25 protein-coding genes and 1 pseudogene are annotated in these 23868 nt (G+C 59.8%); 4 read left to right on the top strand and 22 right to left on the bottom strand.

Features of this window, described 5'->3' with window-relative positions:
* Nucleotides 1-9 precede the first annotated feature (9 nt).
* Both ABID16_RS08700 and ABID16_RS08695 read left to right on the top strand, forming a co-directional pair.
* Nucleotides 10-297 (top strand): DUF1330 domain-containing protein, encoded by a 288-nt coding sequence (locus ABID16_RS08700; protein WP_354555959.1) that lies wholly within the window; start codon nt 10-12, stop codon nt 295-297.
* Between the two features lie 105 nt (nt 298-402).
* Nucleotides 403-1383 (top strand): complex I NDUFA9 subunit family protein, encoded by a 981-nt coding sequence (locus tag ABID16_RS08695; protein ID WP_354555958.1) that lies wholly within the window; start codon nt 403-405, stop codon nt 1381-1383.
* Nucleotides 1384-2675: 1292 nt separating this feature from the next.
* On the opposite strand, the gene ABID16_RS08690 is transcribed toward ABID16_RS08695, so the two are convergent.
* From ABID16_RS08690 to ABID16_RS08590, 21 genes are all read right to left on the bottom strand, one after another.
* Nucleotides 2676-3191, bottom strand: coding sequence for a Dps family protein (locus ABID16_RS08690; protein ID WP_354555957.1), 516 nt, complete (start codon nt 3189-3191; stop codon nt 2676-2678).
* 19 nt (nt 3192-3210) lie between these two features.
* The gene (locus ABID16_RS08685; protein ID WP_354555956.1) at nt 3211-3432 is read right to left on the bottom strand and encodes a hypothetical protein; all 222 of its coding nucleotides are present in this window, start codon (nt 3430-3432) and stop codon (nt 3211-3213) included.
* Nucleotides 3433-3445: 13 nt separating this feature from the next.
* A complete protein-coding gene (locus ABID16_RS08680; RefSeq protein ID WP_354555955.1) occupies nt 3446-4126 on the bottom strand; it encodes a YoaK family protein in 681 nt (226 codons plus the stop codon).
* 103 nt (nt 4127-4229) lie between these two features.
* Entirely contained in the window at nt 4230-5072 is an 843-nt protein-coding gene (locus ABID16_RS08675) for an alpha/beta fold hydrolase (RefSeq protein ID WP_354555954.1), read from the bottom strand.
* Between the two features lie 278 nt (nt 5073-5350).
* Nucleotides 5351-5779: a DoxX family membrane protein gene (locus ABID16_RS08670; protein WP_354555953.1), complete on the bottom strand. Its 429-nt coding sequence runs from the start codon at nt 5777-5779 to the stop codon at nt 5351-5353.
* Nucleotides 5780-5794: 15 nt separating this feature from the next.
* A complete protein-coding gene (locus ABID16_RS08665; RefSeq protein WP_354555952.1) occupies nt 5795-7672 on the bottom strand; it encodes an amidohydrolase in 1878 nt (625 codons plus the stop codon).
* A 256-nt stretch (nt 7673-7928) separates the two neighbouring features.
* Entirely contained in the window at nt 7929-8936 is a 1008-nt protein-coding gene (locus ABID16_RS08660; RefSeq protein ID WP_354555951.1) for a helix-turn-helix domain-containing protein, read from the bottom strand.
* Nucleotides 8822-9718 carry a helix-turn-helix domain-containing protein gene (locus tag ABID16_RS08655; RefSeq protein ID WP_354555950.1) on the bottom strand — a complete coding sequence of 299 codons (897 nt, stop codon included), beginning with the start codon at nt 9716-9718 and terminating at the stop codon, nt 8822-8824. Before ABID16_RS08655 ends, ABID16_RS08660 begins: the two co-directional genes overlap by 115 nt.
* Nucleotides 9694-10581, bottom strand: a complete 888-nt coding sequence (locus tag ABID16_RS08650) for a helix-turn-helix domain-containing protein (RefSeq protein ID WP_354555949.1) — start codon at nt 10579-10581, stop codon at nt 9694-9696. The genes ABID16_RS08655 and ABID16_RS08650 overlap by 25 nt, the downstream gene beginning before the upstream one ends.
* 577 nt (nt 10582-11158) lie before the next feature.
* A complete protein-coding gene (locus ABID16_RS08645) occupies nt 11159-11683 on the bottom strand; it encodes a transposase (protein WP_354555948.1) in 525 nt (174 codons plus the stop codon).
* Between the two features lie 523 nt (nt 11684-12206).
* The gene (locus ABID16_RS08640) at nt 12207-13013 is read right to left on the bottom strand and encodes a transglutaminase-like domain-containing protein (RefSeq protein ID WP_354555947.1); all 807 of its coding nucleotides are present in this window, start codon (nt 13011-13013) and stop codon (nt 12207-12209) included.
* Nucleotides 13014-13157: 144 nt separating this feature from the next.
* Nucleotides 13158-13838 carry an ABC transporter ATP-binding protein gene (locus tag ABID16_RS08635; RefSeq protein WP_354555946.1) on the bottom strand — a complete coding sequence of 227 codons (681 nt, stop codon included), beginning with the start codon at nt 13836-13838 and terminating at the stop codon, nt 13158-13160.
* Nucleotides 13835-15043 (bottom strand): ABC transporter permease, encoded by a 1209-nt coding sequence (locus ABID16_RS08630; protein ID WP_354555945.1) that lies wholly within the window; start codon nt 15041-15043, stop codon nt 13835-13837. Before ABID16_RS08630 ends, ABID16_RS08635 begins: the two co-directional genes overlap by 4 nt.
* Before the next feature lies 1 nt (nt 15044).
* Complete coding sequence (locus ABID16_RS08625) at nt 15045-16241, bottom strand: efflux RND transporter periplasmic adaptor subunit (protein ID WP_354555944.1); 1197 nt, start codon at nt 16239-16241, stop codon at nt 15045-15047.
* A 427-nt stretch (nt 16242-16668) separates the two neighbouring features.
* Nucleotides 16669-18024: a glycoside hydrolase family 130 protein gene (locus tag ABID16_RS08620; RefSeq protein WP_354555943.1), complete on the bottom strand. Its 1356-nt coding sequence runs from the start codon at nt 18022-18024 to the stop codon at nt 16669-16671.
* The gene (locus ABID16_RS08615) at nt 18021-20303 is read right to left on the bottom strand and encodes a glycosyltransferase family 4 protein (protein WP_354555942.1); all 2283 of its coding nucleotides are present in this window, start codon (nt 20301-20303) and stop codon (nt 18021-18023) included. The genes ABID16_RS08620 and ABID16_RS08615 overlap by 4 nt, the downstream gene beginning before the upstream one ends.
* Nucleotides 20304-20409: 106 nt before the next feature.
* Nucleotides 20410-20613 carry a hypothetical protein gene (locus tag ABID16_RS08610; protein WP_354555941.1) on the bottom strand — a complete coding sequence of 68 codons (204 nt, stop codon included), beginning with the start codon at nt 20611-20613 and terminating at the stop codon, nt 20410-20412.
* A gap of 72 nt (nt 20614-20685) precedes the next feature.
* The gene (locus ABID16_RS08605) at nt 20686-20949 is read right to left on the bottom strand and encodes a hypothetical protein (protein WP_354555940.1); all 264 of its coding nucleotides are present in this window, start codon (nt 20947-20949) and stop codon (nt 20686-20688) included.
* A gap of 92 nt (nt 20950-21041) precedes the next feature.
* Complete coding sequence (locus tag ABID16_RS08600) at nt 21042-21323, bottom strand: hypothetical protein (RefSeq protein WP_354555939.1); 282 nt, start codon at nt 21321-21323, stop codon at nt 21042-21044.
* Between the two features lie 122 nt (nt 21324-21445).
* On the bottom strand, nt 21446-21733 hold the full coding sequence (locus ABID16_RS08595) for a DUF1488 family protein (RefSeq protein WP_354555938.1): 288 nt from the start codon (nt 21731-21733) through the stop codon (nt 21446-21448).
* On the bottom strand, nt 21730-21981 hold the full coding sequence (locus tag ABID16_RS08590; protein WP_354555937.1) for a hypothetical protein: 252 nt from the start codon (nt 21979-21981) through the stop codon (nt 21730-21732). The genes ABID16_RS08595 and ABID16_RS08590 overlap by 4 nt, the downstream gene beginning before the upstream one ends.
* A gap of 460 nt (nt 21982-22441) precedes the next feature.
* Here ABID16_RS08590 and ABID16_RS08585 point away from each other — a divergent pair, with 460 nt between their 5' ends.
* Nucleotides 22442-23014, top strand: coding sequence for a DUF1003 domain-containing protein (locus ABID16_RS08585; protein ID WP_354555936.1), 573 nt, complete (start codon nt 22442-22444; stop codon nt 23012-23014).
* Nucleotides 23015-23132: 118 nt separating this feature from the next.
* On the opposite strand, the pseudogene ABID16_RS08580 reads toward ABID16_RS08585, so the two are convergent.
* Nucleotides 23133-23316: pseudogene (locus ABID16_RS08580) on the bottom strand (helix-turn-helix domain-containing protein); the annotation flags it as partial.
* Here ABID16_RS08580 and ABID16_RS08575 point away from each other — a divergent pair.
* Nucleotides 23315-23868, top strand: a 554-nt coding sequence (locus ABID16_RS08575) for a recombinase family protein (protein ID WP_354555935.1), incomplete at its 3' end; no start/stop codon positions are given. The pseudogene ABID16_RS08580 and the gene ABID16_RS08575 overlap by 2 nt on opposite strands.

Genomic DNA, 23868 nt, shown 5'->3' with positions numbered 1-23868 from the left:
GTGAACAAAATGGCCAAGGGATACTGGATCGCACGCGTCGATATCCGCGTGCAGGAGCGCTACCACGAATATGTCGCCGCCGCGAAGCTCGCCTTCGACAAGTATGGCGCGAAGTTCCTGGCCCGCGGCGGCAAGACCGAAGCGGCCGAGGGCACGGCGCGCGCGCGCAACGTCATCATCGAATTCGATAGCTTCGAGACAGCCCAGGCCTGCTATCATTCGCCGGAATACCAGATCGCCGCAGCCATCCGGCAAGAAATCGCCGACGGAGAAATCGTTCTCGTCGAAGGCGCGTGAACCGGGTCTCCCGGAGGCCCGCGTGCACTGCAAAATCACGCCTTCACGGAAGGCGCGAATTGGTCTAAGAGACCTTGAAACTCAGGACATTCAGGAGCGCTTGACATGACAATTGCCAACCAGACCAAACTCGTCACCGTTTTCGGCGGCTCGGGCTTTGTCGGGAGGCACATCGTGCGGGCACTCGCGAAGCGTGGCTACCGCATTCGCGTCGCCGTCCGCCGCCCCGATCTCGCAGGCTTCCTGCAGCCGGCGGGCAATGTCGGCCAGATTTCCTTCGTCCAAGCGAACCTGCGCTTCCGCAACTCGGTCGACCGCGCGGTTCAGGGCTCCGACTACGTCATCAACTGCGTCGGAATCCTCTTCGAAAACGGCCGGAACAAGTTTGACTCGGTGCAGGATTTCGGCGCCCGCGCGGTCGCTGAAGCCGCACGCGCCACCGGCGCCAAGCTGATCCACATGTCGGCCATCGGCGCCGACTCGGGCAGCAGCTCCGATTATGCCCGAACCAAGGGGCTCGCCGAGAAGGCGATCCGCGAAATTCTGCCCGACGCGACGATCCTTCGTCCCTCCATCGTCTTCGGGCCGGAAGATGAGTTCTTCAACAAATTCGCCAACATGGCCCGCACCGCGCCCTTCCTGCCGCTCGTCGGCGGAGGCAAGACCGCATTCCAGCCGGTCTATGTGGGCGATATCGCCGAAGGCGTTGCCAATATCGTTGACGGCAAGGCGCTCGCCGGCCGCATCTATGAACTCGGCGGCCCGGAAGTCCTGACCTTCCGCCAGTGTCTCGAGATCATGCTGTCCGAGATCGATCGCCAGAAGCCGCTCGTTTCGCTTCCCTTCTCCGTCGCTTCGCTTGTCGGTTCCCTGGCGTCGCTGGTGCCCTTTATCGCCCCACCGATCACCGCCGATCAGGTCAAGCTGCTGAAGCGCGACAACGTGGTTTCTAAGGAAGCGGAATCGGAAGGCCGTACGCTGGCAACACTCGGCGTCACGCCGACGCTGGTCGCTTCGATCATTCCGTCCTATCTGGTGCATTACCGCCCGGCCGGCCAATATGCCCGCACCGGCAAGGCCGCCTGAAAAAAATCGGCTTATCAACCCGTTCGCTGCCCCAGCGTGACGGGTTGAGACGTACAGTCTGAGCTGCTCCAGGTTGCGACGTGACTAAAATGCACCACGATTTTTTTACGCGACGTTTAACCTGAGATTCAGGTTACTGCGTTATTGATCTCCCCACGGGCCGGGCTTAGACATCGCGCACCCTTTCACAAGGACGCGCCGCCTCCCGGGGACGGCCAAAAAGTTTCACAGGGCGACATTCATCATGGGCAAATCCATCGCAATCTTCTTCGCATGTTCGGCACTGATCATCCTGGGAGCATCGTTTACGGCTCCTACCGCGATCGCTTCAAAGGCGGAGTGCGCCCCGGCCTATGGCGTTGATCCCTGCGCGGTCACCGCTTCGACGCGCTGAACGTTTCTACGAAGATTAATTAATGTGTACGCCTGTCGGTTAACCCGGCAGGCGTTTTTGTTGGATTTTCCCTGGCCTGCAGGCCATAAGCGTATACCAAGGACCGGTGATCAGAATTCATTTGACCGGATCGATTTTTGACGTCCGACCTGGAAGACCGGCGGTCCGACCTCACGGTCTGGCGAATATTTTCGACTACTTGCGGACGCCAGGAGCGGCCAACTTCACTGGCCTGGACGCTGTATCCGCATGCAGGATTGCAAAGGCAATATGCGGCGAACTGACCGAGCGGGCTTGTGTTCAATTGTCGAGATTTTGGTTGCGGGCGACTGATTGCACGGAGACTTGTATATTTGGGCCAACAGCGAAAGAAAAGCCAGTTCTCCGTGGCGGCCTCAAACGATGAAATCAAATACCCTGCGGTCAACGCGAACTGCGGCCCCGCTCGTTGCCGCAGAGCGCGGCGAGGCCAAATAGACCGCCATATCGCCACCTCTTCGACTGTTGCCAGCCGGCCGACGATTGACGCAGGGCGAAATGCCCTCACGAATTTCTCTCCCGCTTGCTCCCGCGATTTTTCCTCGGATATTGCATCTCTCAGCGTCTTGCGATGCCCTCGGACATTATCGGGCGGGGCAGGACAAGTTCGCGTCACTGCCCCGTCCGGCACGGTCGGGAGCGCCATCGTCCCGGACGATGACAATGACAATGACAATGACAATGACAATGACAACCGATCAGGGACCGCCGAGGGCGTCGCCATAGAATAAATGGAGTCATTCGGAATTTTCGAACCCGCCCGTCTGCTTGTCCGGCGGCAGGCCCGGCAAACCCGGGTAAAAGTCTATGTTCGCCTGCACCTCTCGCGTGATCAGCGTCCACGCTTTGGTTCCGATCGCTAATCGGCGAGCCGAAGGGTTTCGAACAGGAACCAGGCCCGCTGTTCGGCCTCGTCAATCCAGTTCTCGACGAGGCTTGCCGTCGCAACGTCGCCATGCTCGTCGCAGAGATCGTGGAGCGCGCGCAAGCGCCCGATGACAACGCTGTTGTCGTCCCTGAGTTCTGCCAGCATCTCGTGCGGATGGACGAAATCGGCGTTGTTGTCCTTGATGCGCTGCTTTGCGGCGATATCGCCGATCGAGCGCAGCGTCGTGCCGCCCAGTTTGCGAACCCGCTCGGCCAGCGGATCGGTCATGGCCAAGAGCTGATCGCCCTGATCATCGAGGAGCAGATGGTAGTCGCGGAAATGTGGTCCGGCCATGTGCCAGTGAAAGTTCTTGGTCTTGAGATACAAGGCGAAAATATCCGCAAGCAGCGCCGTTGCTGCCGCCGATATGTCGTGAACCGCCTCCCGGCCCAGTCCGCTCGGTGTATGCAGAGATGCGGCCCTGCGCGCCTTTGCGTCATTTTCCATGTCGGGTTCCTCTCCTGGTTCACGGCAAAATTGCCTGTTCTGAATGTGCGGGCTGTTCGAAACGGCCGCTTGCCGGGGGATCGCTCGCGGGAAATGTCTCGATCAACGCCTCGTCCAAATTCTCGTCGTCATGCTGCTTCTTGCGGTCTTGCTGGAGGCAATCATCTATGTCAGCCGGTTCCGGCAGGCTCTCCTTGCCGTCGCGCAGGTGCTTGTCCTGTTCTGGTGTCGTCTTTTTCATCCGATTTTCTCCCTCAAGAGCTTTCTTCCACCCGATCTGAGTTCAGCAACGCCAGTCCAATGAGGACGGGGGGTACAATGAAGCACCAGGTGTTTGACGCAAGGAAGGCACCCGCCGCGCTCACACAGCCGGCCGCGAACGATAAGAGGCTGAGGATCATCTTCGAGAGCCGGGCCTTGATGGCCTGCTTCCCTTGAGAAACATTTCCCGTCAGCAGATCGCCGAGATCCACCATGATTTGTGTGGTCGTTCCGGTCATTAGCGTTGTCGGCGGCATTTTGGTCATATGGGCGCGATGCACCGTGTTCTGCACCGCCATGGCTGCGACGAGAACCATGCCGATTGCAACGGTGGCAAACGCATCGGCGTCGCGGAAAGGGCCATGCCAGAACGCGAAAGCGCAGGCCGCGGCGAGGAGAACGAATTTGATAGAAAGCAGGACTTTGACAACGGGCCACCGACGCATTTCCATGGCCGTTCCGCCGATCCTGGTCACGAGTACGATCAGGCAGAAGATCGGCAGCGCCAGAAGCTTCGCGATAGCCCCGCCCGAACCGAAGGCGATCGCTGCGCCCAGCGTCACGAAGTTTCCGGTGACATGGGCGGTGAACAACCCGGCAAGAGCCAGAAAACCCATCGTGTCCACATAGCCGCCGTTCAACGAGAGGAGCGCGGAAATGGGAAGCCTGAACATGGCATCTCCTTTTGCAAGCGTGCGCGACCGCGCTTTCGGTTCGTGGCGCACCCGGCGGCGGGGACCGCCGGGCACATAGAAATAAAAGGCGAAATCGCCGGATTCAGGCTTGGATAAAAGCCAGAAGATCGGGATTGATGACGTCGGCATTGACGGTGAGCATGCCGTGGGAATAGCCCTCGTAAACCTTCAACGTGCCGTTCTTCAGCAGCTTGATCGAAAGTTCGGCGGAATCCGCGATCGGCACGACCTGGTCGTCGCCACCGTGGAGCACCAGCGTCGGCACGGTGATCGCCTTCAGGTCTTCCGTCTGGTCGGTCTCCGAAAAGGCCTTGACGCCATCATAGTGCGCCTTAGCGCTGCCCATCATGCCCTGACGCCACCAATTCAGGATAACACCGGGATGGACCTCGGCACCCGCCCGGTTGAAACCGTAGAAAGGGCCACTCGGCACGTCGTGGAAGAACTGGGCGCGATTGGCCGCGACCCCGTTGCGGAAGCCGTCGAAGACTTCCATCGGAAGTCCACCCGGGTTCGCTTCGGTCTTCAGCATCAACGGCGGAACGGCACTGACCAGAACAGCCTTGGCAACACGACCAGCGGGCTGACCGAACTTTGCAACGTAGCGCGCCACTTCACCGCCACCCGTCGAATGGCCGATATGGACGGCGTTCTTCAGGTCAAGATGTTCGGCGACAGCGAAGGCGTCGGCTGCATAGTGGTCCATGTCGTGGCCTTCGCTGACCTGCGAGGAACGACCGTGACCACGGCGGTCATGGGCAACGACGCGATATCCGCGCTGAACGAAGAAGAGCATCTGGGCATCCCAGTCGTCGGACGACAATGGCCAGCCGTGATGGAAAACGATCGGCTGGGCGTCCTTGGGACCCCAATCCTTGAAGAAGATATCGACTCCATCCTTCGTCTTTACATAGCTCTCAGTCATCGGAATGTTCCTTTTTCCGTGGGGTTAGACATTCCCGGAGCCGAGGCTGATGCCGCCGCGGCCACAGGACTGAAATCGCCGGCCATGATCATTTGCCGGCAAAATGAATTCAGTTCGGGTGGCCCTTCCTTGAAGATTTCTCTGACTCAGAGCGACCTTCTCTTCCGGAACCTCGACTTTACTTGCGCCAATCTGCCATGTTCACGGGCCGCCTTATTGTACGATCAGCCGCTTTTTCGGACAAAACAGCGCGCCGCTCCTGTCCAGTGATCCGTGCACTAGACCCGATGGATCAGGCTGGCGGGAACGCTCTCAAGCGCTACCAGGACAAACGCCGCAGCAAGGCCGAGATGCTCGAAAAAGCCGTTCATGGCCGCGGAACGCGCCGCGCCACGGGGGAGCTCCCAGAAACGGAGAACGATCAATGTCGACAGAAGCGTGAAAGCCGCAAGCGCAAGGGCTGCTGCCCAACGAAGGTAACCGGATATGACCATCGCCGACGATGTCAGCTCGAAGATGATGACCGTGACAGCGAAAACGGGAGCGGGAGACAGTTTGTAGCGCTTCATTTCCTCAACCGCGCTGCGAAAATCCAAGATCTTGACGACCGGGCCCTGGATATAGGCAGAGCATAGCAGGACAAGGACTGCCGTTTTCCAAACAGAATCTTTGATCAGGCCGGGGTCGGGAAAGCCGAAGAGCGTCATGGTTTTTCTCCCTTGCTAGACGGCCCAGCAGGAGCAGCCCAGCGCGCCGAAGAAGCCCTTGAGGTCATCGATGGGAAGTTTGGACGTCCATGCGCCGGCATGCGCATGACCGTGAAGATTGCAATTGCTGGCGCAGCCACAGGCAGAGATGATCTTGCGGTGCAGAGAATTTCTCCCCGCGCCTTCGGGCTCTCCCCAGGCGGCATAGCCGCCGAATTTGCGAACCGGAGACCAGTCCGGCATGGCGGGCGGCAACGGGTTTTCGTCGTAAGGCGCAAAGTCCGCAGCACCGTAGACGATCTTGCCGCCGACCACGGTCAGTTCGGACGTCAGGAACGAAATCTGATCTTCCGGGCATGAGAAGAAGTCCTTGTCCGGCACGATGAGGTCGGCGAACTGCCCCTTGGCGATCTGGCCCTTCTTGCCCACTTCATTGGAGAACCAGGTGACGTTTTCGCTCCACATTCGCAATGCCGTCTCGCGGTCGAGGCAATTGGCGCGTGGATAAAGTTGCATCCCGCCCACCGTCTTGCCCGTGATCATCCAGGCGAGCGAGACCCAGGGATTGTACGACGCAACGCGCGTGGCATCCGTGCCGGCGGACACGCGCACGCCCTTTTCAAGCATTCTGGCAATAGGCGGCGTCGCTTCGGCAGCGCCATGGCCATAGCGCTCGACGAAATATTCGCCCTGATAAGCCATGCGATGCTGAACCGCGATACCGCCACCCAGAGCCGCGATACGGTCTATCGATTGGTCGGAAATCGTTTCGGCATGGTCGAAGAACCAGTTCAGGCCCGAAAGCGGTATGTCCTGGTTGACGCGTTCGAAGACATCGAGCGCGCGGGAAATGGTTTCGTCGTAGGTCGCATGCAAGCGCCAGGGCCAGCGGTTTTCGGCCAGGATGCGAACGACGCCCTCGAGCTCGCCTTCCATTTCCGGCGGCATATCCGGTCTGGGCTCGCGAAAATCCTCGAAATCGGCTGCTGAAAAGACCAGCATTTCGCCGGCGCCGTTGTGGCGGAAATAGTCGCTGCCTTGTCTGTATTTGACCGAAGCCGTCCAGTTGAGAAAGTCCTCTTTTTCAGCCTTGGGCTTTTGGGTGAAGAGGTTATAGGCAAGGCGCACCGTCATCTGGTTTTCCTCAGCCAGCTTCTGAATGACGGCGTAGTCGTCCGGGTAGTTCTGAAAACCGCCGCCCGCATCGATGACGCCGGTCACGCCCAGCCGGTTCAGTTCACGCATGAAATGCCGGGTCGAATTGACCTGGTAGTCGAACGGAAGCTTCGGCCCCTTTGCAAGCGTCGCATAGAGAATGCCCGCATTGGGTCTGGCAAGCAGCAGACCGAGCGGATTGCCGTTTGCATCGCGCACGATTTCGCCGCCTGGTGGATTCGGCGTGTCCTTCGTGTAGCCCACGGCCCTCAGAGCGGCCGCGTTCAACAGTGCACGGTCATAAAGATGCAGCAGAAAGACCGGCGTATCTGGCGCGACCGCGTTGATCTCCGCAAGTGTGGGGAGGCGTTTTTCCGCGAACTGATGTTCGGTGAAGCCGCCCACGACGCGCACCCACTGAGGCGGCGGCGTGATGGCCACCTGCCGTTTCAGCATGTCCACCGCATCGGCAAGCGACCTCACGCCATCCCAGCGCAGCTCCATATTGAAGTTGAGCCCGCCACGAATGACATGGGTGTGGTTGTCGATGAGGCCCGGAAGAACGCGCCGGCCCTTCAGATCGATCAACTTTGTTTCAGGCCCCGCCAGTTCCATCACCTCCTTGTCGCCACCGACTGCAAGGAACACGCCGTCCTTGATGGCAACGGCGGATGCGGCGGGCCTGGATCGATCGAGCGTTGTGATCAGGCCATGATAGAGAATCAGATCTGCGGCCATGGGGGCTCCAGTTGCCGAATGCAATCGTGGCAGACCTCGCGATGCCTGCGGGGCGGCGACACGTGCGGGAAGGGATAAAGTCGGACCTCAAGCGAGGCTATTTGGCTGGTGTCGCCCTCGATAACGACACGGGGACGACTGGCCCGCATCATTGCGCTCCGGCACCTGGACTTCTTGAAGATTAGTGGGCTGGTTTGGACATTTGTGATTTCAGGAAATCACGTCCATTGCCACGCGATCGCGGCCTCCGCAGGACTTAAGACCGATGTCGCCGACGCCATGTTCCGGGCGGTGTACCCATTTTCCTGCTGAAAACACGCGTCAGATGGCTTTGGTCGGCAAAACCGCACAATTGCGAGATCTCCGCGACCGAAAGCTTCGTCTCGAGGAGCAGCGCCTTTGCCTTTTCGGTCCGGCGCGCGAGCAGCCATTGATGCGGTGTTTCGCCGGTGGTTTCCCGAAATGCCTGAACGAACAATGCACCCGGCATGTCGCCACAGGCCGTCGCCATCATGGACACCGGAATGTCACCGCTTAGGCTGTTATCAATCAGGTCTTTGACGCGCTTCATCTGCACTGCGGAAAGCGTAGTGCCCCGCTTCGTTGCCGCCGCGTCATGCGAACCATAATATCGCAACAGATGTGTTCCGATAGCCAGGCTCATCTGATCGACAAAGAGAAGGCTGCATTCCCGTTGATCTGAAACGGCAGCGTTCAAGGCACTCAGGAGGCCGGAGAGAACCAGATCGTCTCCATGAACGCCAAGCGTCAGCCTGGAATACTCGGAAACCCCGACGGCTTCACACATGCGTTCAAAGCCGATGTTGGATATCTCCAGCAGCTGGAAGTCAAAATTTCCCCCCAGATCGGCCTTGTAGTCTTCCGAGAAGTCGCGAACGTAGAAACTGTTGCGCTCGAATTCCTGCTGGATGACAGAGCGACCCTGGAATATCGCTCGGCGATGCCCCGCCCTTGTCGACATTCCTATGAGCAGGCCCCGTTCGGCAGCGGTGGTTTCCACGCGCCCAATCGCTTCCGAATTCGATTCACGGTGATAAAACTTCAGATAGCTGCCGGCCGCCTCCCGACTTTCGCCGATTTTTTTCAGAGAGCAACCGAGAGCGTCGACCGCCGTATCTTGTTCCGCGTTCATGCGCGCTCCATCCGCTGGTCTCCGACATGCAGTCTGCGATAGCGCCCCGGTGAAATGCCGGTATATTCGACGAACACGCGCGTCATGTGGCTTTGATCCGAGAAGCCGCAAGCAAGCGCAATCTCAGCCAGCGAAGCCTCGTTCTGCAGCATTCGCTTGGATCGGCCGATTCGGTAGTCCATCAGCCATCGGTGAGGCGTCTTGCCGAAACTTTCCTTGAAGGCTTTGATAAAATAGCTTCGCGACAGCTCGCAGACATTTGCCAGTTCCACCAAGGAGAAAGGCTCCTCCAGGTGAGCAACGAGGAACTCCGCGGCTTTGCGTTCCTGCCAGGGCGCGAGACAACCTTTGCTCTTCGAAGCGAAATAGATACCGCCGTATTTCTCAACCAGATGGGTCAATATCGCCTGGCAGATATTCGCGACGAAGGTGCGATCTGCGGTTTCGGGATGTCTGAGCGAAGGCAACAAAGCCTGGCTCAAGCCCAGCAATACCAGATCGACACCGTCACGCGCGCAGGCAAGGCCGTGGTAATCCGGACGCGCCTTGCCATGGGCAAAATCGAAAAGCGCATTATGGGGAATTTCGAAATGCGCGGAGTTCGGAATGAGGCTTGTGGCGCCGGGCGTTGCACCGCTCCAGTCATCGATGCGTATTTTCCCTGTCGGCCCCACATTGCCGCTGGCGCAAAGCCTGACACTCACACCATAGGCAAGAGAGCCTTCTCGCGCCCTGGTCTTCACCCGTTGCCAGGTCGACGTCTCCTCACCTGACATATGGCTCATCAGGATGCCGTTGCTTTGCAGCACACCAGCCGGCAATGGCTTGTGGGTGTTGACGTTGTGCCACGCGTCCATGACCATTCCGTTCAGTTTAAATTCGTCTGTCGCCATCGATCGGGCGACATGCCCGTGTGGCTGCGGAAAATCTCTTCAAATAGCTCGATGTCGGAGAATCCGCACAGCCTCGCTACGGTGGCAATGTCGGCTTCCGCGTCCCGAATGCACTGTTTGGCGAATGCCATTTGCCGATCCTGATGCCAATCCGGCGGCATCAAGAGGTTCACGGTCTCCGAAGCATGGCCGGCAGCGCCATGCGACAAGGCCTGAGGCTCAGCGTCGGCAGAAGCCGCATTCTCGCGATCCGTACAGGCGTCCGACGTTTCGCTGGCGACGCCGGCGCGATGTCCGGCAACAAACCCTTCGCCATAGCGCTGCAGAAGATGGGCGCCGATGGCGATGGCAATCGGCTGCAAGACTGATTTCGGAATGGGTGCATTGTTGTCCAGCATGGGGAGTAGTGCTGCCGCCACATGCGAGACCAGGGGATCGGAATGACCGCGCACACAACGCAACGGCAACCCAAAGGCCAGTTCGTCAAATAAATCGTTCCCGGTAAAAAACGCGTTCGGGATACAAAGGGCCAGCGCGTCGAGATCGCTATGCAGGCGGATTGCTGCACCGTTGGCGAGATCGACAACGCAGATGGACCCCGCTTCGTAGTGCCGCAGAGGCGCCAGTCTTCCACCGACCAGAACATCGCAATGTTGCGCATCCGATAGGTAAATCATCACGAAATAGCTGTCTGCTTCTGGCAGGGAGATGTCGAGCGATTGTGAATGATGACGCTGCCACACAAGCCGGGTTGCGGTGAAGAATGCTTCGTCGCCCACGCAGAAACTCTCGAAATTTGCGTCCTTGAGCCCGAAGTAAGGCCCAACGCCAAGGGCGAAGTTCGATCGAACCTTCAGAGGCATTTTCCGCTCCAACCCGATGTCGGCCCCAGCAGGAGACTTCGATTGCCGCCGCCCGAAATTGCGAAGTCATTCAGGCATCAGGTTCATTTGCGTAACATTAGTCAAGTGGAAGATATAGCATGGCAGTCTCCTAACTTGAACTCAAATGCCTCCACACCGGAATACGAAGACTGGCACCCTTTCAAATGAGCCGGCTGGAGCGCCACTCCTTGCCGTGCTGACCGCCAACGCCTGCGGTTGTATCTCGCTTACGGGATTCTCAGGCTGCTTATCGTTTGGGAACGCAAAACGCCCCCAGCAGGCCCGACCGCACAGAGACTTGAATATTCGGCTTGTTTCGTGACGTTGTGACAGTTGAAGATATCGGGAGCCGGCAATTGGGAAAGGCCGTCCTGAACCAACGCGAATGGCAGGAATGCGCGCCCTTTTCGGACGTTTAGGAGACCTGTGCGCGGATAACCTTTCCTTATTAAATTGATTTTAATTTCAGATACTTGGATGTTTTTGGCTCTTTCGAGCACGGGCGATTTTCGGGGCAGCCGTCAATTCTGGTCCATTTGCCGCCCATTCTTCCCCTTCATTGTGCGACCATCACGATGTTGACGCATCGCTTCATGTTGCAGGTGATGGCGGTCAGACGAATTTGTACGCCAGCTTTTGCCATGCCTCTCCAGCGCGTCCTGCGCAATCCGTAGGATCGTTTCCACGTTCCGAATATCTTTTCGATCCGACCACGGATGCGGTGGATCGGCTGGTTATGTGCTTCGAGGCGGGCGCGTATCTCAGCTTCATCCCGTCCCCACATTCCGGTGGCAACGATGCGTGGCCTTCCGCCTTTGGCAATAACCGCCTTGCCGAAATGATCGCCACGATAAGCGCTGTCTGCATAAACGTTGCCGGGGTTTTCGGGAAGCGCGGCAGGACCGGCGCGTCCGTCATTGATGTTGGCCGGCGTCACCGCTACTTCCTCCACCAGCGCCGTATCCGCATCAGCGCCCACATGCGCCTTGTATCCGTGAACCGCCGTTTTGCCACGATGTTTGACCCAATGACCGTCGGTGTCGTCTTCACTGGCCGAGGCGATAATGGTTGCATCGACCAATGTCCCGGTCTTCAAGAGCCGAATAAAAGGTGAAACGCCCACGAAAAATGAGGCCGCCTGTCAGAGATGCCCAAGTACGACTTCCACCAGATATCTCCGCATGATCATGAGGTCCTCACTCGCGATCTGTTGCAGGTGCATCGGGGCACCGACATCGAAAGCTTCAAGGCAGGCCGCGATGGCGGCATAGACCTGCGCTTACTGTCGGGCCGTCAAAGATCATCACGAGCCAGATGCACACAAGTACGGTCAGCAGCGCCCCGCAAGCGCGCTGCGGCCTCCGAGCAACCTTTCAAGCCGCGTGTGAACCGGAAAGAACAGGATCACCAGAATGACCGCCTAGAAAATGGTCGTGTAGTAAGGGATGATCAGCCATATGAGGGCGACGATGACCACCGTAAGAAGCAAGTAGAAGCTTGCTCGTTGAAGGGACATGACGGCGGTTTCCTCGTGTCGGGGAGCCGAATGGACACTGTAGCGGTTCCAATACACGATTGCGCGCCGCGCCGACGCAAGGCCGCTGTCAGGCGATCTCTTCCGCGATGACTTCGAAATGCGTCAGCGTGGCCGGTCCGAAGGCTGTCGACAGGGCGACGTCCGTGGCATCGCGCCCTCGTGCCATCAGGAGATGCCCAATTCGCGGCCTGTTGTGCCTCGGATCGACCGTCCACCAGCAACCGCCGAGATAGACCTCCATCCACGCGCTGAAATCCATCGGATGCGGATCCTTCGGAACGCCGATATCGCCCAGATAGCCGGTGCAGTAACGGGCCGGAATGTTCAGGCAGCGGCACAGCGTGATGGCGAGATGGGCAAAGTCGCGGCAGACCCCGGTCCGGGCGAGGAAACCGTCATGGGCTGTCCGCATCGGATCGGCCCGGTCGTAGTCAAAGACCAGATGGCTGTGTACGAAGTCGGTGATGGCCTTCACCCGCGGCCATCCAAGCGGCGTCCAGGAAAACTGCTTCCAAGCAAATTCCGCCAGCCGGTCCGTGTCGCAGTAGCGGCTTCCGAGCAGGAAGACCAGCACATCGTCCGGCAGGTCCTGGATCAGGTGTTGGACTGCCAGCTCGGGAACCGGATCGGGAAGACCGCTGTCATTCACCTCGAATTGGGATGAGATCATCGTCCTGCCCGGCGGCGCGACGATGCGGCTGCACGCATTGCCATATGCATCCATATAGTCGCGTACGGATATCGAACGATTGAAATTCAAAGATTGCGCTGCGCAAAGGTCCCGCTCCCGCGATGGATGAACCTTGAGCACCAGCAGCATGGGCGTCTCGTTCTGGCATTCATATTCGATGTGAAATCCAACACGGATCCGCATTGCAAACCTTCCGCGAAACGACGCTCATAGACACATAAACCGTAACAGTCGACATGCGAGAACGGTTCCGTCTCTCCTTCGCGATTATTCAGAGATGAGGTCGGCCTTTCGCGTGCCCTCCTGTCGGATCGCGAACGCGCAAGCCTAACCCGTCACTTGGCCGTCGCCGACGAGAATCTGGCGCCGGCACCAGGCGGCGATCTTGTCGTCATGGGTAGAGATCAGAAATGTCGTTCCCTCCTCGCGATTCAGGAGGTCGATCGTCTCCATCACCTGATTGGCGGCGGCGCGGTCGAGATTGCCTGTCGGCTCATCGGCCAGCACCAGTTCCGGGCTGTTCATCAGCGCGCGGGCTACCGCCACGCGTTGTTTCTGTCCGCCTGAAAGGCTAGTAGACAGGAAATCCATCCTGTCGGCAAGACCCATCCGGACCAGCAGTTCGCGCCCGCGCGCGCGGGCAGCGGCGGTCTCGCGGCCCTCCCGCACGGCGGTGGGGAAGATGACGTTTTCCAGCGCGGTGAAATCCGGCAGGAGATTGTGGAACTGGAAGACGAAGCCGATATGCCGGTTGCGGAATTCCGTCAGATCCTCGTCGCTGGCCGTGGTGAGATCCTGCCCCAGCATCGTGTGGCTGCCCGAGGTCGGCCGCATCAGCGTGCCGAGGATGGTGAGCAGCGTGCTCTTGCCGGACCCGGACGGTCCGAGCAGCGCCGACATCTCGCCCTGGGCCATCGTGAAGTCGAGGCCCTTCAGCACCTGGGTCGCGGCATCGCCGTCCCCGAAGGTCTTCCAAAGGTCGCTGACATTGAGCAGGGGCTCGGTCATTGGCCGATCGCCGTGACGGGATCGACGCGCGAGGCAGCACGCGCCGGCAGGATGGAGGCGAGCGTGGCGCTGATCACGGTCAAAAGGATCGCAAGCCCATAGGCGCCCTGCGTGATGTCGATCGGCAAATTGCCGGGCTTGAATGCCTCGCGACCGGGAAAGGCAAGCAGGACGAGATAGCCGAGGCCCGCGCCGAGCAACCCGCCGGCCAGTCCGATCATCGCGCCCTGAATGACGAAGACGGTGACGACGAAGGAGCGTGGCGCGCCCATGGCCCGCATGATCCCGATCTCGGGACGCCTGCGATAGGTGGAGAGGAGAAGTGCGGACGCGATGCCGATGACGATGGTGATCAGCGCGAAGGATTTGAGCATGAGGCCCGTCTGCGCCTGGGCCTTCAGCGCGTCCAGCAGCTGGGCGGCATTCTCGGTCCAGGAGGTGGCGGGCAGGCCGGTGATCGCCTTGATGCGCGCGGTTGTCGTATCCGCCTGATAGAGGTCCGCAAGCTTGATCTCGACCCGCGAGACGCCCTGCGGCATGGCAAACAGCGTTCGCGCGGTGGCGAGGCTGACATAGGCCTGGCGGCGGTCGGGTCCGCCGGAGCCGATCTCGTAGATGCCGGACACAACCAGCGACTGGCTGATGCCGGTATCGGCCTGAAGCTCGACCGTCTGGCCGAGCCGGTAGCTCATGTCGTCGGCAAGCTTTTTGCCGATCAGGACCTTGCCCGGACCGAGATCGACCGTTCCCGCGACAAGATAGGATTTCAGATTGATGATGGCGGACACCTTGGCGGGTTCCACGCCCGTGACGCTGACCTGTGCAGACTGCGCGCCCCGTCTCAGGAAACCGCCCCCGGTGATCTCGCGGGACACGGCCTTGACGCCAGGCAGTTTTCCGATGACGGGAATGAAGGCGTCGACCGAAGAGAGGCGCGCCTCGCGGCTCGTGTCCTTCTTCTGGACCATGAGGACCGCGCCCTTTTCATCGTGCAGGAGCAGGGCGGGGACGCGCGCCTCGGCCTCGATCGTCACATGGGAGAGATCGCCCGCCGTGCGCGACAGGATGTAATCGGCCAGCCCGCCGATCAGGGCACTCATGAAGATGAAGATGAACACGCCGACCGCGACGCCGAAGATGAGGAGCGCGGACTGCGCCTTGTTGGAGGTCATGTAGCGCGAGGCGATCTTGAGCGCATAGAGCATGCTAGCGCTCCTTGACCTTGACGCTCTTTCCATCGGCAAGGCCGTTCGCATCGACGATCAACCGGTCGCTGGGCTTGAGGCCATCTGTCACGAGCAGCCGTTCGGCAGGCCAGTCGATGACCGTGACCGGCATCTTGTGCGCCTTGCCGTCGGCGGTCACGACGAAGACGGAATGGTCCTGCCCGGTGGTGACGATGGCGGCCCGTGGCGCGGAGATTGCCTTGTCCTGTCGGTCTACGATGATATTGGCCGTCACCGTCAGCCCTACGGGTGCCGATTGCGGCGTGTCGAACGCGATCTTGACGGCAAGACCACCTGTCCCGGCATCGACCACCGGCGCCACGAAGGTGACATGGCCTGCCTGCGTGGCCGTCGCGCCCGTCAGCTGCAGGAGGGCCGGCATGCCGGCCTTGATCTGCGTCGCATAGAGTTCGTCGACATTTGTCTCGACCACGAGGTCGCTCAGGTCCGCAAGCGTGAAAAGCGGCGTCGAAGGATCGACAACCTGACCGGGATCGACGTTGCGCTTCAGGACCGTTCCGGCAATGGGGGCGACGATGCTGAACTTCGTGAGCAGAAACTGCGCCTGATCGACCAGCGCGCGCAGCCTCCCGACTTCCTGATCGGCGCGCACCATGGCGTGCCGGGCATCTTCGAGCACCATTCGGGAGACGTTTTCCCGGAGCGCCTCCGCCCGGTCGAGCGCTTCGCCGGCCTGGGTTTGCGCGACCTGCGCCTGTTCCAGCGCTGCGATGCTCTGCCTCACGGCGGCGGTCTGCGATGTGTCATCGAGCGTTGCAAGCACCGCGCCCCGCTGCACGATGTCGCCTTCCTGCGCCATGCGGGCCGTCAACGTTCCGGCGACGGTCGATTTCACATCGACAGAACGAAGCGCCGCGATCCTTCCGTTGATGGCAAGGACGCGGGTGATCGGGCCGGGGGCGACAACCTCCACGGTCACGATGGCCGAGGTCGCCTTCCAGGGCTGACGGTAGAGCACTCCCGCGATGATGACGAGGCCGACGGCCAGCGCGACGAGCAACGGCCAGCGCCGTGATCGCGGCTCTGTCACGTGGGGTGGATGCGTGTGTGGCGGATCGTGCGGAGGAACGGTCACGGCTGGATACGGCTTTGCGGGAACCACCGCATTGCGCGAAACGGTCTCGGTCGGCCTGCCGCTCTGTTCGGGAACCACCATCAATTCAATCCGTGTTGCACGCTTCGGGGATTGGCGCATTGCCGCGCGATGCCGCCTGAAACGCAGCCTGTCCCGACACCAATGCGGCAGCGGTTCGCCTGTTTTCAAGCGCTCGGCGATAACCCGGTTCCAAGCCCATTTTGCAATTCCACGCTGTCGAGAAGTCTACGCCCTTGGGGCGGAGCTAGTCTTGATCGGGATCAATAGGGCTGCGTCGCAGACTATCTTGCGGGCGCTTGAGCTTGCCAAAACATCGAGCAACGGCGAGGAACCATGCTGCCGGTCAGTCAACCGAATGCATCGGAAGGATAGCCCTGTTTCGGCATCCGGCAGCAGAGCGGTGCACCGGCAATACACCAGGAAATTCGGTTTCACCTTGATCTGAGGACAAAAGATCCGAAACTCTGGGCTTGGTACGCTGCACCGATCAAGCCTTGGCTGTCGTCGGAATCAAGGTTGCCAGAAGTTCGCTGATCTTGATCGTGGTGAAGTTGGAGTAGGTGTCGGAGACGGCGTAGGGCAGAGCGATCAGGTCTCCATGGCGCATGGCGCCGCAGGAATAGACGACATTCGGAACATAGCCCTCGCGCTCCGTCGGGTCCGGCTGCAGCAGCGGTTCGAGGGTCCGCGAGAGGATGATGCCAGGGTCATGCTTGTCCAGCAGTGTCACCCCGATCGAATAGCGCCGCATGGGGCCGACCCCGTGCGTGAAGAGCAGCCATCCCTCGTCGATTTCCACCGGCGATCCGCAATTGCCGATCTGGACGAACTGCCAGGCAAATTCTGGCCGCATCAGCTGCCTTCCTTCCTCCCAGTGGAGGAGATCGTCAGAATAGAGCAGGTAGAGGTTCTCGCTGTCCTGCCGCGCGATCATGGCGTAGCGGCCGTTGATGCGGCGGGGGAAGAGCGCCATGCCCTTGTTGCGGGCGGCTGGCCCTCGAAGCGGTGTCAGGGTGAAGTTCAGGAAGTCGCGGGTCTCCAGAAGTTCCGAGCGGATCGCCGAGCCGCTATAGGCCGTGTAGGTCGCAAAATAGGTCGTCGACCCTTCGTCTTCGAACGCGACAAAGCGCGCATCCTCGATGCCGTTCGATTGCGCCTCGGTTACGGGAAAGATGACGCGCTCGCTGAGATCACTCTCCTCCTTGAAGCTAAGGCTGATGCAACCGGTTGCCGCCAGGCCGTGCTGGGCGTGGATGTCGGGCAGGCCGGCGAGCCGCACCGGTGTGGCGATGGCCAGAATGCCGGCGCTGTCGATCACCCCGGAGCGGAATGTCAGGGAGGAGATATGTCCTTCGCCGACGGCTCTCAGGCTGATGATGACGCGACGGCTCCCGGCGGGCAGGTCCGACTGATCCGGATGCGGCACGATGCTCGGATTGAACAGGGCGGCGGATTCGAACGAGTATTCGTTCATGAAATAGGCGCCGACCAGTTGCCGCTGCTGCTGGCTGAAGCGCTGATGCTGCATGAAAGCGTCCTCCATCGCATCGGCGCGAAGCTCGAACTGGCGCAGCAGATTGCGGTGCCGGCCATCGAAATTCGCCAGGATATCGCGCAGCTGGTTCGCCGTCGCCGCCTGATCGAGAGACAGAACACGCTCGACGATTTCGTTGGCCCGCGTCTTGTCACGCGGGTTGAGGTGGCGCGGCTCGGTCGAGGGCCGGAAGGGCCGGACAATGACCCGGGTCGGATCGGGTTTCAGATAGAGCGCCTGTCGCTTGAGAAGGCGTAGATCGGATACGACCGAGGTGTCGGGTTCATTGAGATCCGCTGAAATATTCATGAAATTTGCCTTGCGCCAGCGCGCGGAAATGCCGGACGCAGCATTTGCGTTGCGCGTTCGATCTCGTTGCAGGAAATGAGGTAGCAGAGGACCGATTCCGCGCCCCTGTTCTCGTTAGGACGGTCGGCATGCAGGCCATCGCAGCAGCTTCCCGTTTCCGGATCAATGAGCGAGATCCCGTGATCGTTCCCGCCCGTGAACCAACGGAAAGCGCGTCGCGCCTCCTCGAACCACCACGCGTCCGTGGTTGCGGTATAGGCCGCAAGGCAGGCCGAAACGGTTGCGGTGGCTTCGACCGGTTGCTGGTCGAACTGTTTCGGAGGCTGGTTGACATCGAAGAAGCCATCGGTGCCGATGGCCCGAAACTGCCGCTTTTCGCCGGTCTGCTGCGCCATCAGCCAGCGGAGCGTGTCGAGGCCTGCTTGCGTGAAGCGGTCCTTGCGGGTCGCAAGACCCGTGACGATCAATGCCTGGCTGAGGCGCGCATTCTCGTAGGACAGCCCTTCCTCAAACCAGCAGCGTCCCACCTTCGAGACCCGCTCCTGCAGGTCCATGAGTTTTTCGGCCAGTTGCAGCCGCAAGTTGGCACCCCTGGTGTCGTCGGGATTGACCTGGCAATAGTCGTTGAGGCCGAGCAGCGCGAAGGCCCAGGCGCGGGGAGATTTGAAGCTCAGGCTCGCGGACATGGCGCGTTCGAAGAGGACACTCGCCCACCGCCGCCGAAGCAAGTCGGCATCGGAGAGCGCGCATGCCCCGAGCGCCCACAGGGTGCGGCCGTGGCTGTCTTCGGAACCTTCGTCCTCCAGCCAGCGCCGGTCGAAGCTCATGAAATTGCGGAAACGTCCGGTATCAGGGTTCCAGGCATGTTCAACGAAGGCGGCGAACGATCCCGTCAGCCTGTCCGGAATTCCGGTCTTGCCGGCTGCCGTGAGGTGCGCGGACAGCAGCAAGGCCCGTGCGTTGTCGTCCACGCAATAGCCGTGCGACCTGTCGGGCACCGAATAGACGGCATGCTGGAAAATCCCGGTATCGTCGCACATGGCGGAGAAATGCCCGAGTTTCAGGGATGTCAGCTGCTGGGGCGGACGCCCGATGGCGAGAGACACAAGATGACTGCCCGCCGGAGCGCGATAGCCGGCTCTCGCCTTGTCGATGCTTTCGAGATAGAGCGTGGCGACATGCGACCAGATCATCGACCGGCCGGCCTCGTAGGCGCGCCGGCGCATGGCCATGCGCTTGCCATCATCGTTGAGCAGCGAGGCGATCGCCCTGCCGGTTGCGGCTGCGTCGCCAAAGGGCACGAGAAGGCCGCGACCATCCGCCAGCAGCTCCCGTGCATGCCAATAGGGTGTCGAGACGACTGCGCTTCCCATGCCGAAGCTGTAGGCAAGCGTTCCCGACGTCATCTGCGCCTCGTTGAGATACGGGGTGACATAGATGTCGGACAAGGCGATGAAGTCGAGCAGCGTCGGCAGGTCTACGAATTGATTGAGAAACTGAACCGCATGTCCGACGCCGAGATTTTCGGCGCGGAGCCGCAGACTTTCGCGATAGGCTTCGCCCTGCTGGCGCAGAAGCGTCGGATGCGTCGCACCGAGCACGATGTAAAGCGCATCGGGGCTACTCTCCAGAACGGCAGGCATGGCGTCGATTGCCACTTCGATCCCCTTGTTCGGCGATAGAAGACCGAAGGTCAGGATGACGGGACGGCCCGCAAGGGCCCTTCTGGCCTTGGCGCTTTCCGTATCGTGAAACGGGCGATCGGGAATTCCGTGCGCAATGATGTCGATCTTCGCGGTGTCCACCCCATAAACGTCGACGAGCAGGCTCCGCCCTTTTTCCGCCATGACGACGACCCGTGCCGATTTTGAGATCACCTCAAGCAGCACGCGGCGCTGCGATGGCGTCGGCGCGGCCAGGATCGTGTGAAGCGTGGTGACGACGGGGACGTGGAGCCGCGACAGCAGGCCAATGATATACTCGCCGTCGTCGCCACCGAAAATGCCGAACTCATGCTGGAGCGATATCGCGTCGAAATGGCCCTTGTTCAGAATTCTGGCGGCCGTCACGTAATCTTCCGGTTCACCCTCGCGGATGCTGAAGATGACGTCCGGCGGATAGTCGTAGGTTTGTTTGCTATCCGTCATGGCGATGATGGCGGTCTGCGTATTCTGCAGCGTGTCCGACATCGCCCGCGAAAGGTCGCTGGTGAATGTCGCGATGCCGCACTGGCGGGGGAGCGAGTTGCCGATGAATGCGATGCGTCTGGACTGGGTCATGAGCGTTCCCTTCAGAACATGAGGGTCCCATGGGCATGCACCCGGAGACGAGGATTTATGCGATTGTCATAGGTGGTCACTGCCTGCAGATGGACTCGGGGCCGCATCAGGTGTTGATGACAGCCTCGAGATTTTGCTCCGATGCGACACGGCGCTGATCAAGCTCCGCATTCCAGAGCCGGTATTGCGGATTGTTGTTGTAGACGGGCATGGGGGCTTCGACCGCGTAGACATGGGCGGCGGCAGGCGACAGGCCAGTGGTCGTGACAAGCCGGACGATCTGTCCCACAGTAAAACGATGGGTGGGCATATTTGTTCCTCCGATAGTATCGGGTTGCTGCATTGATTGTGCCTGCATTGCGCTGGCGGTGGCCTCTTCAGGTCAGACGGCCAGTTTGGCTGACGCCTTGTCGTTCTGCAGAGCATCCTCAAGGTTGGACGGATCGATCGTGATCAAGCTGGTCTTCTGTCCACGGGTGATTTCGATCAGTGTCGCGATACGCCGGTAGGCGATCCACGAAAGTCCGTCGATCTGCTCCTCGTCTTCAAGCAACCTGTAATCGCCGGCCGCATGAATGCCCTCGACACCGGCGAGGCTGAAAGGCTGGTCGAAATGCACATATCGTGTCGTTGTTCTGGTCAACATGACCGCTCCGTTTCCGGGTCAATGACCCTCTGGGCGCAATCTCTTGAGATGTTCGGCCGGCGCTTGGCCGAGTAGCCGAAGCGCGGTGTTCGTCACTGATATCGTGGATGACCATGGCGGCAGCTGCCACCGTCTTCTTCCCAGCGTGACAGATCGTTGCCGGTGTCCCGTGCGGCCTGCCTGTCCGAGACGGGATAGTCAGCCTGGAGGATCATGCCGTCCTCGATGCGCCCGATCATGATGCGTTCGCGGTCCTTGTCGGGACCGTGGGCGGCGTCGAGATCAGACGTGACATAGTCTGCGCGTCTCAGTAGCGCCCTCAGCAAGGCCGCATCACTGGGACCGTGGTCATTGGGTGTGCTGTTCGATACCATCTGAATAGCTCCCGCCACATGCCCAGCAGCGGATAGCCCGCTTCCGGTTCAGAGTTTTTCTCGTTCCTCGCTTCGAGGGCTCTTCCCTGATGCCTTTTGGGCCGTCACGGCCGCCCGCAAACTCAGCTCGCGGTCTGCAGCGACGAGCCGATTGCCCTGAGATCGAGTTCGATCGTCGGGCGATGCGTTCGCCCGTAAGAGGTGCGAGCAATCTCGATGATTCGGCCGCGGAGGCGATCAAAGGCCATGAGGTAGTCCTGGGTATGCCACTCAGCATGGGCCCCAGTGCCGTGAAATGCGGCGACCGGTAGAAGAAATTGAACGCAGCTAAATCCATCATAGCCCAGGAAACGGATCATCCCGCGCCGTTCATCATAGTCGCGCGTTGGATTTGCGAATGAGAGGGTCAAAGCACCATCCCCGCTGTTCTGGGATGTTTGCGTGCCGTGACGAAACGTTCGGCCCAGCCGCTGACCGCGAGGATCAACTCCTCGGGTTTTTGCGTGCCGTGCTGATAGAGATCGATGACATGGCGCGCCGCGCCACGATCCATTTCTCCCATAGGCTCTTCATATTGAAAGCCCGCGCGCCTGATTACGTTTCTGATGATGCTGATATCAGCAATGCCAATAGGTAGACTGGAATGATTGGAAGACATGATGTCCTCCTTGATTGGGGCCAAGGTGATTGTCGCCCAGAAAATGACAGCGCCCGTTCAATGACTGCCAATGTTGCTAATATAGAGACTCTATTTTAAATTGCAAGGATTACAAAGATTCATGTATTTAAGATTGTCTCTTTCGAGCGCAGGGCTGGCTGCGTCGTCGCAGGCTGCTGTCGCGCAAAGCACCGTGACGTACCGAACGCGTCGGTCTATCCGCCGGCGTTGCCGCGGAGGCCGGTTTCCTTGTTCATAGGGCCTAAAAACCCTCCTTTATTGGCACACGGTTCTTTCGGCCTCGATGAGGGCACCCTGAAGAAAGGCCGGCCACCATAACTTTAAGCCCTTCTAAAATGTGAAACTGCAATCCTTGATTGATATATGCTTCCACCACTGGATGCCATACCCAAACCCATGAACGCCTCCGCATCTAAGGCGGCGAGGCTGGAGAGACGCGATGTCAGACTCAACCGGGAACCGCACCGATCATAAAATCCTGGCAGATCACGCCAGTGGATATCTTGGGAAAACATTCGATCTGCTGACCGAACGGGAGCGTTCCATTGTCCGTCGTCTCCTTGAACGCCGGTCGATTTCCCGCGATACCAATCAATCGTTCGATGAGAAGCTAACCACAGCCGAACGGATGGCAGACAAGGTCGCGGAGTTTGGGGGGTCCTGGACCTTTATTCTGATCTTTGCGATCGTCCTTCTGGTGTGGGTAACGGGCAACCTGGCCGCATCCGTTTGGGCTTTCGATCCCTATCCTTTCATTTTTCTCAACCTGATCCTGTCGATGCTGGCCGCGGTGCAGGCGCCCATTATTATGATGAGCCAGAATCGCCATGCAGCAAAGGATCGGCTGGCCGCCGCCCACGACTACGAAGTCAACCTGAAAGCGGAGATCGAGATCATGGCGCTTCACGACAAGCTCGACCAGATCCGTGAGGTTGAGATCAGGGAACTGTTCGCCAAGCAGCAAGAGCAGCTCACGATGCTTACCAAGCTCATCGGCACAACAAAACAATAATGCGTTGCCACACTGGGCTGCCGCCTCTGATTTACCAAATGGTGTCTTTTCGCGTGCAGCATAAACCGGGTGGTGAATGGTTCGAATCCCATCAAGGCGGAGCGGAACGGAACTGCGGTCACGCTAACATCTGCAGTCCATGCTTTTGCACAAGCGAAAGCAGCTTCAGCGCCAGCCAGCAGACCGTTTGGCGCTGGTCTCCCATTTTTGGACTGTGGATTGGCTCGTCTTCAGATAGCGGGCGATGACCGGCTGACTGACGTGATTTATTTTTCGCGAAGGGCCTTGATCTCATACGCCGTGCGCAAAGGCAAAGCGTCAACCTGTCTCGCCTATGGCTACCGCCTCGCCGCAGTGCGCGATGCCAACGGCGACCGCATCCTCGGTTACCGGGACATCGACGAAGTCAAGGCGAACACCGTCCGCTGGATTTTCGAGCAATATGCCGCGGGCGTTTCACCGCGCGATATCGCACAACAATTGAATGAGAGAGGCATCGAGGGCCCAAGAGGCGCGGCCTGGCGAGACACGGCGATCCGCGGACATGCGGAGCGTGGCACGGGCATCCTCAACAATGAGACGTATATCGGAAGGCTGGTCTGGAACAAACGCAATTACCGGAAGAACCCGGACACGGAGCGGCGGGTGGCACGCGCCAACGACGCCGCACAATGGGTCACGTCGGACGTGCCGGCGATGCGGATCGTTTCCGACGCGCTTTGGGCGAAGGTCAAACGCCGCCAGAAGGAAGTCGGCGAACTGTTTTCCTATACGACGACGAACGCGTTGAATGCGTCGCACCGCCCGTCATATCTCCTGTTGGAATGCGCTGAATGCGGCGGCCCTTACGCGAT

This window comes from Limnomicrobium aquaticum (assembly GCF_040545545.1).
Lineage (GTDB): Bacteria > Pseudomonadota > Alphaproteobacteria > Rhizobiales > Rhizobiaceae > Ensifer_A > Ensifer_A aquaticum.
This window is presented reverse-complemented; position numbering and strand designations above follow the sequence as displayed.